This window comes from Streptomyces showdoensis, assembly GCF_039535475.1.
In the GTDB taxonomy this organism is placed as follows: domain Bacteria; phylum Actinomycetota; class Actinomycetes; order Streptomycetales; family Streptomycetaceae; genus Streptomyces; species Streptomyces showdoensis.
The window spans coordinates 1-13,643 of the sequence record NZ_BAAAXG010000028.1 but is presented as its reverse complement, the minus strand read 5'-3'; the positions used below and the strand labels follow the sequence as shown (position 1 = coordinate 13,643).

Here is a 13,643-nt window from a genome sequence, read left to right as displayed (position 1 = left end):
GGCGGCGCCCCGGCTATCCCCGGCGCAGCCCGTTCAGCAGCAGCTCCGCCAGCTGGTCGTAGGCCTCGGCGTCGGCGAGACCGGTGGCGGAGGCGACCTGGCGGCGCTGGATGCGGACCATGACGGAGGAGATGACGTCGGCGGCGAAGCTGACGTGCACCTCGCGGAAGACCCCCGCGGTCACCCCCTCCTCGATGAGCTCCTGGACCCGGCCGGCCGCGGCGCGGGTGTTGCGCTCGTACACCTCGGCGGCCGGCTCGAAGGCGGCCACGTCGTCGAAGAAGCGCGGCGAGACCGGTGCCAGCTCGGCCGAGACGGCCCGCAGGTAGGCGGCGAGGCGCTCGGCGGGGCCGGTCGCGGCGGCCAGCACCGCCTCGACGCGGCCGGTCGCACGCCGGAAGAAGTGGACCACTGCGGCCCGGACCAGCTGCTCCTTGCTGCCGGCCAGGCCGTACAGGGTGCGCTTGGAGCAGTGCAGCCGGGCGGCGAGATCGTCCAGGGTCAGCTGGGCGAAGCCCTCGCCGACGAGCAGCGTCACCAGCTTCTCGAAGAGCTCGGAGCGGCGGGCGGCGCCCCGGCCCGTGAGCTTGGGTGCGTCGGCGGCTGAGGTCTCGATCACCCGGACAGTATGCCGGGTCGACCCGTTCGGGGGGTTACTCCTACACCCATCTGCGCTACTCTCACCGGTACTGCCGTACCCCTCGCAGTACCGTTTCGCTATCAGCTCGCGTCCTGACTGGAGTCGCCATGGATGTCGACCGCCTGCTTCCCACCCCCGAAGCCGCGGACCTCATCGCCCTCACTCGGGAGATCGCCGACAAGGAGCTGGCGCCCCGGGCCGACGAGCACGAGGCCGCCGAGACGTACCCGGAAGGCCTGTTCGCGACCCTCGGCGAGGCCGGTCTGCTCGGTCTCGCGTACCCCGAGGAGTTCGGCGGCGGGGGCCAGCCGTACGAGGTGTACCTCCAGGTCCTGGAAGAGCTCGCCGCCCGCTGGGCCGCCGTCGCCGTGGCCACCAGCGTCCACACCCTCGCCTGCCACCCGCTGCACTCCTTCGGCACGCCCGAGCAGAAGGAGCGCTGGCTGCCCGGGATGCTGGAGGGCCGGCTCATCGGCGGCTACAGCCTCTCCGAGCCCCAGGCCGGCTCCGACGCCGCCGCGCTCTCCTGCAAGGCCGAGCTCACCGAGGACGGCACCGCCTACCGCGTCACCGGCAACAAGGCGTGGATCACGCACGGCGGCAAGGCCGGCTTCTACGCCCTCTTCGCCCGCACCGCGCCCGGCAGCCACGGCATCTCCTGCTTCCTCGCCCCCGGCGAGACCGAGGGCCTCGGCTTCGGCAAGCCCGAGCGCAAGATGGGCCTCCAGGCCGTCCCCACCACCTCCGCCCACTGGGACGGCGCCCTGGTCGAGGCCGACCGGCGCATCGGCGACGAGGGGCAGGGCCTCCAGATCGCGTTCAGCGCCCTCGACTCCGGCCGCCTCGGCATCGCCGCCTGCGCCACCGGCCTGGCCCAGGCCGCGCTGTCCGCCGCCGTCGCGTACGCCAACGAGCGCAGCACCTTCGGCCGCAAGATCGTCGACCACCAGGGCCTGGGCTTCCTCCTCGCCGACATGGCCGCCGCCGTCGACGCGGCCCGCGCCACCTACCTCGACGCGGCCCGCCGCCGTGACCTGGGCCGCCCCTTCAGCCGCCAGGCCAGCGCGGCCAAGCTGATCGCCACGGACACGGCGATGAAGGTCACCACCGACGCCGTCCAGGTGCTCGGCGGCTACGGCTACACCCGGGACTTCCCGGTCGAGCGGTACATGCGCGAGGCCAAGATCATGCAGATCTTCGAGGGCACCAACCAGATCCAGCGGCTCGTCATCAGCCGCCAGCTGAAGGCCTGACCCGTTCCGGTTGCCTGGCCACCCCGACCTGCGTCGGCCAGGGCGTCATCATGGGGCAGGGCGGCTCCACCGTCACCTGGCACGGCTCCGGCGTCGGCCGCTTCGACGAGGCGGGCACCGCGCACCGGCGCGGTGCGATCTTCTTCGAGACGGCCGCCGCGGAGTTCGGCCGGCCCAACGGGACGGCGGCCGTGTTCGAGTTCGAGACGGAAGAAAGCGGTAAGGCCACTGCGAAGCTCTGGGAAGGGAAGCAGCCCCGCCACGGAGTCCGCTCCGCCGGTCGTCTACCGGCCGGCGGAGCCCGCCGACCGGGCGGCGATCGAGGCGATCGACGACTCGTTCACGACCGACCGGGTGTACGAGGTCGAGGCCGGGCCCGAGGGCTTCCGGCTCCGCGAGACCCCGGTCGACCCACCCCTGGTGAAGGTCTTCCCGGACGACGAGGACGACGACGGTGACGGCGACGACGAGGACCACCCCTTCGACGGGCTGCACGTCGAGGTCGCCGTCGCCGGTGGACGGGTCTGCGGCTTCGTCGCCGTCCGGGTGGAGCAGTGGAACCGGCGGCTCGTCGTCGACACCATCGCCGTGGCGCCCGGCCACCGCGGCACCGGCATCGGCGCGGTCCTGATGGAACGCGCCTGTGCCCACGGACTGCGGCGCGGCGCGCGCACCGCGTGGCTCGAGGTCACCAACCTGAACGTGCCCGCCGTCCGCGCGTACCGCCGGATGGGGTTCGAGCTCTGCGGGCTCGACACCACCCTCTACCGGGGGACGGCGAGCGAGGGCGAGACCGCCCTCTTCATGAGCCGGCCGCTGTAGACGGACGCACGGACGCACACGACGCACCCCCGCACCACGCACGCCCACACAAGGAGATCCATGGACATCGCTGGTTCCGCCGCACTCGTCACCGGTGCCGCCTCGGGGCTCGGGGCCGCCACCGCCGCCGCGCTCGCCGCGAAGGGGGCCACCGTCTACGGCCTCGACCTCGACAAGGCCGTCGCGGGCGCTCCGGCGGGGCCGGACGGGGTCACCCTGGTCGCCGCCGACGTCACCGACGAGGAGCAGGTCCGGGCGGCGCTCGCGCGGATCGACGAGGACGGGGCCGAGCTCCGGCTCGCGGTCAACTGCGCGGGCATCGCGCCCTCCGCGCGGATCCTCGGCCGCAAGGGGCCGCACGACCTCGCGCTCTTCCGGGCCGTCCTGGACGTCAACCTGGTCGGCACCTTCAACGTGATGCGCCTGGCCGCCGAGTCCATCGCCCGCCGGGAGCCCGACGGGAACGGGCAGCGCGGACTCGTCGTCAACACCGCCTCCATCGCCGCCTTCGAGGGGCAGGTCGGCCAGATCGCGTACGCGGCCTCCAAGGCCGGCGTCGCCGGGATGACGGTCACCGCCGCGCGCGACCTCGCCCAGTTCGGCATCCGGGTCGTCACGGTCGCCCCCGGCATCGTCGACACCCCGATGATGGCCGGTTTCAGCGAGGAGGTCCGGGCCGGGCTCGCCGCGAGCGTCACCTTCCCGCAGCGGCTCGCCCGTCCCGAGGAGTACGCCCGCCTGGTGACCATGATCGCCGAGCACGACTACCTCAACGGCGAGACCATCCGGATGGACGGCGCCCTGCGCATGGCCGCCCGCTGACCGCTCCCTGACCGCCTCCGACCGCCCCTGACCACGGGGGTGGCACCAAGTGCCGCCGCACGAGGGATCCGAGTGCTAGGTTTCGGGGTATGAGCACCCACCCCGCCAAGCCCTCGATGCGTGACTCCCTCGTCGCGGCGGCCTTCCAGCTCTTCCTGGAACGCGGCTACGAGCAGACCACGATCGACGACATCGTGAAGACGGCCGGGGTGGGCCGGCGGTCCTTCTTCCGGTACTTCCCGTCCAAGGAGGACGTGGTCTTCCCCGACCACGAGCAGAGCCTGGCCGACATGACCGAGTTCCTCGCCGCCAGCGCGGACACCGACGACCCGCTGGTCCGGGTCTGCGAGGCCACCCGGCTCGTCATGCGGATGTACGCCGAGAACCCCACCTTCTCCGTCCAGCGCTACCGCCTCACCCGCGAGGTGACCGGCCTGCGGACGTACGAGCTGTCGGTGGTCTGGCGGTACGAGAAGACCCTCGGCGACTACCTGCGCACCCGGTTCGCCGACCGCCGCGACGGCACCCTGCGGGCCAACGTGGTCGCGGCCGCCGTCGTCGCCGCGCACAACCACGCGCTGCGCCACTGGCTGCGCTCGGGCGGCGAGGGCGACCCGCTGGCCGAGGTGGACCGGGCCCTGGAGTTCGTCAGGGAGACCTGGAGCCCGGACGCCGCGGCACCGGCCGGGGCCGACGACGACGTGGTCGTGGTGATCACCAAGCGGTCCACCCCGATGTGGCGCGTGGTGCGCGAGGTCGAGTCGAGCCTGGGGGAAAGCTAGGGACTCGCGGGGATCTCAGTATCGTCAATTGAGGGAACTCAGGTCTTTATTTACTGGCACTGAGTGCCATACCTTTGCTCCATGCACGGTTGAGCCGCCGAGTGCAAGGAGAAGCATCGTGTTCCACACCGGATCCACGGGTCTGCGCAGCGGGACCGCCGTCCTCGTCGAGGAATCGGCCGCCGAGCCCGAGCTCCACTTCCAGCGCTGCCGCTGGTGCCACACCACCACCTTCCAGCGCCTGCTCTGCCCGACCTGCGGGTCGACCGACCTCGCCCCCGAACTCAGCGCGGGGGAAGGCGTGATATCGGTGCGGCGCGGCTTCACCGCCGCCGAGGCCGACCTCTGGCCGGTACACATGGCCGAGGGCTTCGTGGTGCGCTGCCGGGTCGACGGACCGCCGCACGCCGTGCGCCCCGGAGTCCGGGTCAGGCTCGCCCCCGGAACCCTCGGCGCGGGACGCAGGCCGGTCGTCCGGCTCTGCGAGGAGGTCGCGCTGGACGGCTGGTTCTGAACGGCATGCGAAGGGGGCGGGTGGCACAGAGTGCCACCCGCCCCCTTCGCATGGTGCCGGTCGGTGCCGGTCGGTGCCGGTCGGTGCCGGTCGGGCGTCAGCGCGCGCCGATCTCGTCCGTCAGCTGCGGCAGCACCTCGAACAGGTCGCCGACGACGCCGTAGTCGACCAGGTCGAAGATCGGGGCCTCCGCGTCCTTGTTGACCGCGACGATCGTCTTCGAGGTCTGCATGCCGGCCCGGTGCTGGATGGCACCGGAGATGCCCGCCGCGACGTACAACTGCGGGGAGACCTGCTTGCCGGTCTGGCCCACCTGGTTGGAGTGCGGGTACCAGCCCGCGTCCACCGCGGCGCGCGAGGCGCCGACGGCCGCGCCGAGCGAGTCCGCCAGCTTCTCCACGACCGCGAAGCCCTCGGCCGCGCCGACGCCGCGGCCGCCGGAGACCACGATCGCCGACTCGGTCAGCTCCGGGCGGCCGGTGGAGACCCGCGGGGTGCGCGAGACGACCCTGGCCGCGTTGCCGGTGAAGGCGACGGAGACGTTCTCGACCGCGCCCGCGGCCGGAGCGGTCTCCGGGGCGGCGGAGTTCGGCTTGACGGTGATGACCGGAACGCCGTGCGAGACGGCCGACTTCACCTGGTACGAGGCGGCGAAGACCGACTGGGTGGCGACCGGGCCGTTCGCGCCGGCCTCCAGCTCCACCGCGTCGGTGATCAGGCCCGAGCCCAGGCGCAGCGCCACGCGCGCCGCGACCTCCTTGCCCTCGCCGGAGGAGGTCACGAGGACGGCGGCGACGCCCTTGTCCTTCGCGATCTGGGTGAGCGCGTCGACCTTCGGCACGACGAGCTGCTCGTCGAACTCGGGGCCGTCGGCGACGTACACGGTGGCCGCGCCGTACTCGGCGGCCTTGGCGGCGAGGGAGGCCGCGGCCTCCCCGGCGCCGAGGACGACCGCCGAGGGCTCGCCGATCCGGCGGGCCAGGGTCAGCAGTTCGAGGGCCGGCTTGCGGACCGCACCGTCGGCGTGGTCCACGAGAACCAGGATCTCAGCCATGATTCCTTGCTCCTGAGGTGGGGTGACGGTGGATCAGATGAACTTCTGGGCGGAGAGGAACGCGGCGAGCTGCTTGCCGCCCTCGCCCTCGTCCGTGACGATCGTGCCCTGCGTACGGGCCGGGCGGGCGTCCGCCGACTCGACCAGGGTCCAGGAGCCCGCGAGGCCGACCTCGTCGGCGTCGATGCCGAGGTCGTCCAGGTCCAGCTCCTCGACCGGCTTCTTCTTGGCGGCCATGATCCCCTTGAAGGAGGGGTAGCGGGCCTCGCCCGACTGGTCGGTGACCGAGACGACGGCCGGCAGCGGGGCCTCCAGCTGCTCGCTGGCGGCGTCGCCGTCGCGGCGGCCCTTCACGGTGCCGTCCTCGACCGACACCTCGGACAGCAGGGTCGCCTGCGGCAGGTTCAGCCGCTCGGCGAGCAGCGCCGGCAGCACGCCCATGGTGCCGTCCGTGGACGCCATGCCGCAGACGATCAGGTCGAAGCCGGTCTTCTCCAGGGCCTTCGCGAGGATCGCGGAGGTGCCGATGACGTCCGAGCCGTGGATGTCCTCGTCGTTGACGTGCACGGCCTTGTCCGCGCCCATCGACAGCGCCTTGCGCAGCGCGTCCTTGGCGTCGTCGGGGCCGACCGTCACGACGGTCACCTCGGCGTCGTCGGCCTCCTCCGAGATCCGCAGCGCCTGCTCGACCGCGTACTCGTCGAGCTCCGAGAGCAGCCCGTCGACGTCGTCGCGGTCGACGGTCAGGTCGTCGGCGAAACCGCGGTCGCCGGTGGCGTCGGGAACGTACTTCACACAGACAGCGATCTTCAGGGTCACGGCCTGTCTCCTTTCAACGGGCGGGTGGTTACGGGAGGTTGCGGGCCATGACGATGCGCTGGACCTGGTTGGTGCCTTCGTAGATCTGGGTGATCTTGGCGTCGCGCATCATGCGTTCGACGGGGTAGTCGCGGGTGTAGCCGTAGCCGCCGAGGAGCTGGACGGCGTCGGTGGTGACCTCCATGGCGACGTCGGAGGCGAAGCACTTGGCGGCGGCGCCGAAGAAGGTGAGGTCGCCGTCGAGCCGTTCGGACTTGGCGGCGGCGGCGTAGGTGAGCTGGCGGGCGGCTTCGAGCTTCATGGCCATGTCGGCGAGCATGAACTGGATGCCCTGGAAGTCGGCGATGGGCTTGCCGAACTGCTTGCGTTCCTTGACGTAGCCCTTGGCGTAGTCGAGGGCGCCCTGGGCGATGCCGATGGCCTGGGCGGCGATGGTGATGCGGGTGTGGTCGAGGGTCTTCATGGCGGTGGCGAAGCCGGTGCCCTCGTCGCCGATCATGCGGTCGGCGGGGATGCGGACGTTGTCGAGGTAGACCTCGCGGGTGGGGGAGCCCTTGATGCCGAGCTTCTTCTCGGGGGCGCCGAAGGAGACGCCTTCGTCGGACTTCTCGACGACGAAGGCGCTGATGCCCTTGGAGCGCTTGTCGGGGTCGGTGACGGCCATGACGGTGTAGTACTCGGAGACGCCGGCGTTGGTGATCCAGCGCTTGACGCCGTTGAGGACCCAGAAGTCGCCGTCGCGGACGGCGCGGGTCTTCATGCCGGCGGCGTCGGAGCCGGCGTCGGGCTCGGACAGGGCGTAGGAGAACATCGCGTCGCCCTTGGCGAGCGGGCCGAGGTACCTGGCCTTGAGCTCCTCGGAGCCGGAGAGCATGACCGGGAGCGAGCCCAGCTTGTTGACCGCGGGGATCAGGGAGGAGGAGCCGCAGGCGCGGGCGACCTCCTCGATCACGATCACGGTGGCCAGCGCGTCGGCGCCGGCGCCGCCGTAGCTCTCGGGGACGTGGACGGCGTGCAGGTCGGCCGCGACCAGCGCGTCCAGGGCCTCCTGGGGGAACCGGCCCTCCTCGTCCACCGCCGCGGCGAACGGCGCGATCTTCGCCTCCGCCAGCGCACGGACCGTCTCACGGAGCATGTCGTGCTCCTCCGACGGGCGATACAGGTCGAAGTCCTTGGCCATGGTCTGGGGCTCCCCTAGCAATGCTTGTGGCACTTTGGCACTGAGTACCCTCAGCAAAACACACTCAGTGCCATGATGCTAGTGGCCGGGGGGGCCCGACCGCTCAGCCGGCGGTGCGTCGGCGCGTCGTGAGGACCACCGCCGCGGCGAGCAGCACCACGTTCTTCACCACGAACTCGCCCACCATCGTCAGCAGCAGCGGATTGGCGTGGTCGAACGCCAGCCGAGGGGTGACGAGCAGCACGGCGAAGGTCCCGAGCAGGTGCCCGCCCAGCGCCGGCAGCAGCAGGGCCTGGGCCCGGCCGGTGATCAGCCACGCGCCGAGGACGATCTCGGCCCAGCCGAGCGCGGGTACGAACCAGCCGCCCGTGTCGAACGGCATCACGTCGACGACGAGCTGCGCCGCCGGGCTGAGCCCGATCGCCTTCAGCACCCCGAACCACACGAACACCCCGCCGAGCCCGACCCGCAGCAGCCCCAGGCCGAGGCGGTGCAGGCGCGGCGCGAGCCGGTCGAAGAGGGCGGGGGCCGCCGCCGGGGGAGGCGGGGTGACGGACGTACGGGTGGACGGGGTCAGCTGCGAGGAAACGGTCATGCGCGGCCACTCCAAACGGATCGGTGCGGGATCGGTGAGGTCTTGGCGGACGAACGGCGCCGACGGCCCGGGGGCCGGCCGGGGCCGCGCGTCCTGCGGGGAGCGTCCGGCGGCCGGCGGCCCACGACGCCCGTCCTGAACGGGGGCGGCCGGGGTGGCCGGGATGACCGGGGTGGACCCGGGAGTCCGGGTCGGCGGTGCGGAGGTGCGTGCGGGGCGGGGGGTGCGGTGTGCGGCGCGGGCGAGGGGAGCGATCCGGCGGGGGCCGCCACGAGCCGCGGGGACCCGCCGGGAGGGCTCGCGGGGCCCTCCGTGCCCGTCGGCCGTGAGGGCCCTTCGGACCGCTCGGGACAGCCCGGACCGCCCGCTCGTCCGGCTCCGCGGGCCGCCGCCCCGCCCCACGGGTGCGGATCGGCCCCCGGTACCGGTGGGAACCGGCCAACGCGCGCGGCCCCCGGTGGTGCGCCCCGCTCCGGAGGGCGGGACCGGGTGCCGTGCTCCGGTGGTACGGCGTACCCGTCCGTGCCGCGGTGCGACGGCGCGGCGGACCGGTCCGCCGGGGCGCGGCGATGTCGCCCGTCGACGGGGCCGGCAGCGCCCGGCGTCGACCCACGCTAGCCACTCCCCGAGGCCAGGGCGACGCCCATCGACTCCTTGCATGCCTCCGATGGAAGAAGCCGATAGGCCGTTGCCCCACGCGATCAGATCTCGCCAGCCTGAGGTTTGTTCGAACTCTGTTTGAGAGTTCCAGCCGCTCCCGCCCCGCACCACACGCGAAGGAATCCAGGGATGTCTCAGCGACCCGTCTCCACCGCCCCGACCACCCCCGCGGCCCGCGCGCCGCTGACCCGGCGCCGGGTGCTCACCGCCTCCGCCGCCGCGGCCGGCGCCTTCGCGCTCGCCTCGGGGACCAGTACGGCCTGGGCGGCGGCCCCCGTCGCACGGTTCGAGGCGGAGACCCGCACCGGCCGCAGGGCCCCCGGAGCCGCCGCCGAGCCCAGCGTCGTGGTGCGCTGGAACCAGGCCGCCATGGACGCGATCCTCGGCCGCTACCAGGCCGCCGGAAACCGCTTCGGCCCCGCCACCGTCAACGCCCGCGCCCTCGCGATCATCCACAACTGCATCTACGACGCCTGGTCCTGTTACGACCGCGTCGCCACCGGCACCCGCTTCGGCGGCTCGCTGCGCCGCCCCCGCGCCGAGCGCACCCTCGACAACAAGAACGAGGCCGTCAGCTACGCCGCCCACCTGGCCCTCCTCGACCTCTTCCCCGAGTACAAGGTCGCCATCGACTCGATGCTGCGCAGCCTCGGCTACGACCCGGCGCTCACCGACCCGCGCCGCAACAGCCCCGCGTGGATCGGCCGCCGCACCGCCCAGGCCGTCCTCGACTACCGGCACGCCGACGGCGCCAACCAGCTCGGCACCCCCGCATACACCGACACCACCGGCTACGTCCCGAAGAACCCGCCGCAGACCGCCGGCGCCTTCGACCCGTCGATCGTCGTCGCGCCCGAGCACTGGAGCCCGCTGATCGTCGGCGGCAAGACGCAGCGCTACCTCACCCCGCAGTTCGCCGTCATGAAGCCCTTCGCGCTCAGCCGCCCCGACCAGTTCACGGTCGCCGCGCCGCCCGCGTACCCCTCGGTCCGGATGACCGCCGCGATCGAGGAGCTCCTCGACATCAGCGCGAACCTGACGGACGAGCAGAAGTGCATAGCCGAGTTCTGGCTGAACGACGACGTCACCCCGCCCGGTGCCCAGCAGATGTGGGGCCGCTTCGTCTCCGCCCGCGACGGCCACGACGTCGACGAGGACGCCAAGCTGTTCTTCGGCCTCAACATGGCCGAGTGCGACGCCGCCATCGGCTCCTGGGCGGTCAAGGCACAGTACGACTTCGCGCGCCCCTCCACCCTCATCCCGTACGACCGCCGGGGCGAGCAGGTCCGCTCCTGGGGCGGCCCCGGTCAGGGCACCGTCACCATGAACGGCGTCGACTGGCAGGCCTACGTGGCCGTGCCGCCGTTCCCGGCCACCGTCTCCGGGCACAGCACCTTCTCCGGCGCCGCCGCCGAGTTCCTGCGCCGCTTCACCGGCACCGACGCCTTCGGCGACTCCTACCGATTCAAGGCCGGCGCCTCCACCGTCGAGCCCGGACTGACCCCGCGCACCGACACCGTCCTCACCTGGCCCACCTTCAGCGAGGCCGCCCGGCAGGCCGGCATCTCCCGGGTGTACGGCGGCATGCACTGGAGCTTCGACAACGAGCCCGGCATCGAGATGGGCCACCGGATCGGCAAGGTCGTCCACCGCCAGGCCCAGTGCTACTTCACCGGCACGCACCGCTGAGGAGACGAACGATGACCCAGACCCAGAACGCGACCCCGGCCCGGACGGGCAGCGGCGCCCCGCCCTTCCCGGGCGCCAAGGCCACCGTCCTCGGCACCCTCGTCACCGTCGTCTCGCTGCTCGTCCTCGTGGCGCTCGGCGAGGCCACCGGCCACCTCCTGATGATCGCGCCGCTCGCCGCCACCGCGATGATCATCTGCAGCACGCCCGCCCTGCCGCCCGCCCAGCCCCGGGGCGTCCTCCTCGGCCAGGTCGGCTCCGGCGTCCTCGGCCTGGCCGCCGTCGCCCTCTTCGGCCACTCGCTGTGGGTCGCGGCCGTCGCCGCCGGCCTCAGCGTCGGCCTGATGCTGCTGCTGCGCGCCATCCACGCCCCGGCCGCCGCCACCGCCGTCCTCGCCGTCCTCCAGGACCCGGCGCCGCTGCGCTTCCTCGTCCTGCTCACGGTCGGCAGCGTCCTGCTCGTCCTCGTCGGCCTGATCGCCTCCAAGGCCGGCGTGATCGCCAAATACCCGACGTACTGGTGGTGAACCCGATGACCCGAGACACCCTCCTCGTCAGCACCGAGGCGCTCCAGGACCACCTCCGGCAGCCCGCCGGCACCGTCCCCGGCCTCGTCCTGGTCGAGATCACCGACGGCGGCAACGACGGCGGCGGCCGCGAGGGCCGCATCCCCGGCGCCGTGCGCCTCGACTGGACCGGCGACCTCCAGGACCCGGTACGCCGCGACGTCATCGGCCCGGAGGCCTTCGCGGAGCTCCTCGGCCGGCACGGCATCGGCGCCGACGACACCGTCGTGTTCTACAGTGGAGGCGCACACGCGAAACTGGTGGGCGGCGCCGGCTACTGGCCGCAAGTGTGCACGCGCTCTACCGGGGCCACGCGTGCAGGGGCTAGCTGCGGGCGATAGCGGGCTCCAGGAAGCGCCGGCGGGCCCGCACCGTCTGGAGGCGAGTCGGCGCGCCCATCAAGGACGGCTGATGGGCGCGAGGCGCCGACACAGGCCCGCTCACCCGCTACGGCGTCCGTACCCAGGCAGCCGGGATCGTGAGGTAAGCGCGAATGTCGCAGTCTGATCCGGGACCTAGTCTCGGAGAAGAAAATGCGAGGACGTGCTCCTCTGACCACGACTCGCCGCCGCATCCCTGCTCGATCGTCCGCCATGCCTCTGGAACGGTAGTACCGGTACGTGCAGACGCACACCCCTAATCGCATTTCGGGCCGGCTGCTGTCCCCAGCAGATGGACGTCGGCGTCCGCTGCTGCGTGCCAGCGCCCTCACGTCCGTGCCGAGCACCTGCCCTGGCATCGCCTGCCATCCACCCCGACTCGTGTGGGCCTTCCGCGATCGGTGATCGCCGCGAGGAGCTAAAGCGAGGGCGCCTACGGGGCGCTTGCCCGCCGCACCAGTGTGTGCTGCCACCGTCGTCTACTGCCGGGTCCGGCTGGCGCTCTCGCCTCTACATACGCTGTTGTTACGTTCCGGCACGAGCTGCACTCGGCCTGTCGCTGACCGTGCGCAACTACGACGTGCGGCCTGGCGGAGTTCGGCTCCCTCATCGGCGCGCACGGCTCGTCACAGGCCCGCAGGCCTGGGGCCTCCGACGGCTATCCGCGTCCAGTGTCGTCGCCCAGGCGCGCGTCGAGGTCACGCGCGCCGGTGCCGGACGTCACCGTCTTCCGCGATGTCCTGTCGCAGACGGAGCTGTCGACACAGACCCTTGAGCCTGCCCTGGTAGTCCGTGGAGCGAGCCCGGCCGCGAGGGCGTCGAGTTCGTCGTCCTCTGGGGCCCTGCAGCCACGCGGCGAGTGAGGACTCCGCGTCCCTCCTGCTACCGCTTCCTCGCAGGCGGGCGCGAGCCACGGCGACTTCCACGAGCACTGGGGACCACGAGCTGATGCTGTGTCCTCGACGGCACGCGGAAGCTCGCACCACATGCGACGGAGCGCCAGCTTGCCACCGCGGCGACCTCGTGATCGTGAGGAGCTCGGACACGCGCCACCAGATAATGTCCAGCTGCGAACGGCGTGCACCGTCCTCGTACACGCCGGATAATTGTCCCGTACCGAGCCCGCCGCGGCATCCGACGCCGCGCACGAGCCGCCTTTGACCGGCGAGAGCACCACGGGCGTGGGATGCGCGGGCGCCCGCCTGTTGCCGCCGACGCGGCCTGACGATAGGGCTGAGTCGGAGGGCCCAGACGGAGGGCCGCGGAGGGCTGGGTCCCGGCTGCCGACGGCGTACCGGGGCCGGCACCTGGCGCCGCGAGCCGACCTGTTCGGGTGCTACCGGCCGAGCCGGGGCCGCCGAGCCCGAGACCGGTGCTCAGGGAGCCGGTCCGGTCTGCGGTGAGCTGAGCCGCACGTTCGATCCGGGGCACCGTGGCCGAGCGCCCGTTCCGGGTGGGCCCAGCCGTCGACGCCGGCCTCGTCACGGGGGCGCCTTCTCCGTACGTCGCGCCTCAGGATGCGACGTCGCAAACGCGCGCCACGGAGTCCACCGCCCGTACGGACACGCACGACGCCGATACGCCACCGACGCCACCCACCCCGCGCGCCGAGCGCCTTTGGGCGCACCACTCCGCGCGCCCCCGAACCAGACAAGCCACCACCCGCTGACCATCCGCGCACCAAAGGGGACAGAAAAAAAACGAGGGGTGTAAGGGGGGGGGGGGGGGGAGGGGGGGTGGGGGGGGGGGGGGGGGGGGGCACGGGGGGGGGGCTCAGTCGGTGTGTCGCTGAAGCAATGGCGCTGCTATACTACGTGCGATTGTATTCCTCCATGCACAACCCTCGTACAGTCACTTACAGTCGTCA

Annotated in this window: 13 protein-coding genes; 8 read left to right on the top strand and 5 right to left on the bottom strand. The window is 72.4% G+C overall.

From position 1 onward, the window contains the following. Positions 1-13 precede the first annotated feature (13 nt). Positions 14-619: a TetR/AcrR family transcriptional regulator gene (locus tag ABD981_RS34885; protein WP_046912220.1), complete on the bottom strand. Its 606-nt coding sequence runs from the start codon at positions 617-619 to the stop codon at positions 14-16. Positions 620-747: 128 nt separating this feature from the next. Between ABD981_RS34885 and ABD981_RS34880 the strand changes: the two genes are divergently transcribed. The 5 genes from ABD981_RS34880 (at position 748) to ABD981_RS34860 (ending at position 4,833) form a co-directional block, all read left to right on the top strand. Next, entirely contained in the window at positions 748-1,893 is a 1,146-nt protein-coding gene (locus ABD981_RS34880) for an acyl-CoA dehydrogenase family protein (protein WP_046912219.1), read from the top strand. A 354-nt stretch (positions 1,894-2,247) separates the two neighbouring features. Continuing rightward, positions 2,248-2,715: a GNAT family N-acetyltransferase gene (locus tag ABD981_RS34875; protein WP_382748076.1), complete on the top strand. Its 468-nt coding sequence runs from the start codon at positions 2,248-2,250 to the stop codon at positions 2,713-2,715. A gap of 60 nt (positions 2,716-2,775) precedes the next feature. Then, positions 2,776-3,537 (top strand): SDR family NAD(P)-dependent oxidoreductase, encoded by a 762-nt coding sequence (locus ABD981_RS34870; RefSeq protein ID WP_046912218.1) that lies wholly within the window; start codon positions 2,776-2,778, stop codon positions 3,535-3,537. An 89-nt stretch (positions 3,538-3,626) separates the two neighbouring features. Continuing rightward, positions 3,627-4,319: a TetR/AcrR family transcriptional regulator gene (locus tag ABD981_RS34865; RefSeq protein WP_046912217.1), complete on the top strand. Its 693-nt coding sequence runs from the start codon at positions 3,627-3,629 to the stop codon at positions 4,317-4,319. Between the two features lie 118 nt (positions 4,320-4,437). Next, a complete protein-coding gene (locus tag ABD981_RS34860; protein WP_123955236.1) occupies positions 4,438-4,833 on the top strand; it encodes a Zn-ribbon domain-containing OB-fold protein in 396 nt (131 codons plus the stop codon). Between the two features lie 97 nt (positions 4,834-4,930). On the opposite strand, the gene ABD981_RS34855 is transcribed toward ABD981_RS34860, so the two are convergent. The 4 genes from ABD981_RS34855 to ABD981_RS34840 form a co-directional block, all read right to left on the bottom strand. Further along, a complete protein-coding gene (locus ABD981_RS34855; RefSeq protein ID WP_046912216.1) occupies positions 4,931-5,887 on the bottom strand; it encodes an electron transfer flavoprotein subunit alpha/FixB family protein in 957 nt (318 codons plus the stop codon). A 33-nt stretch (positions 5,888-5,920) separates the two neighbouring features. Then, positions 5,921-6,706, bottom strand: a complete 786-nt coding sequence (locus ABD981_RS34850) for an electron transfer flavoprotein subunit beta/FixA family protein (protein WP_046912215.1) — start codon at positions 6,704-6,706, stop codon at positions 5,921-5,923. 28 nt (positions 6,707-6,734) lie between these two features. Further along, positions 6,735-7,886, bottom strand: coding sequence for an acyl-CoA dehydrogenase family protein (locus ABD981_RS34845; protein WP_046912535.1), 1,152 nt, complete (start codon positions 7,884-7,886; stop codon positions 6,735-6,737). A 103-nt stretch (positions 7,887-7,989) separates the two neighbouring features. Beyond that, positions 7,990-8,481, bottom strand: coding sequence for a hypothetical protein (locus ABD981_RS34840; protein ID WP_046912106.1), 492 nt, complete (start codon positions 8,479-8,481; stop codon positions 7,990-7,992). 789 nt (positions 8,482-9,270) lie between these two features. Between ABD981_RS34840 and ABD981_RS34835 the strand changes: the two genes are divergently transcribed. Genes ABD981_RS34835 through ABD981_RS34825 form a run of 3 tightly spaced genes read left to right on the top strand, consistent with a single transcriptional unit; the run spans position 9,271 to position 11,737 of the window. After that, positions 9,271-10,830 (top strand): vanadium-dependent haloperoxidase, encoded by a 1,560-nt coding sequence (locus tag ABD981_RS34835; RefSeq protein ID WP_123955221.1) that lies wholly within the window; start codon positions 9,271-9,273, stop codon positions 10,828-10,830. 11 nt (positions 10,831-10,841) lie between these two features. Continuing rightward, positions 10,842-11,357 (top strand): HPP family protein, encoded by a 516-nt coding sequence (locus ABD981_RS34830; RefSeq protein ID WP_046912107.1) that lies wholly within the window; start codon positions 10,842-10,844, stop codon positions 11,355-11,357. 5 nt (positions 11,358-11,362) lie between these two features. After that, positions 11,363-11,737: a rhodanese-like domain-containing protein gene (locus tag ABD981_RS34825; protein WP_345530505.1), complete on the top strand. Its 375-nt coding sequence runs from the start codon at positions 11,363-11,365 to the stop codon at positions 11,735-11,737. Positions 11,738-13,643 lie beyond the last annotated feature (1,906 nt).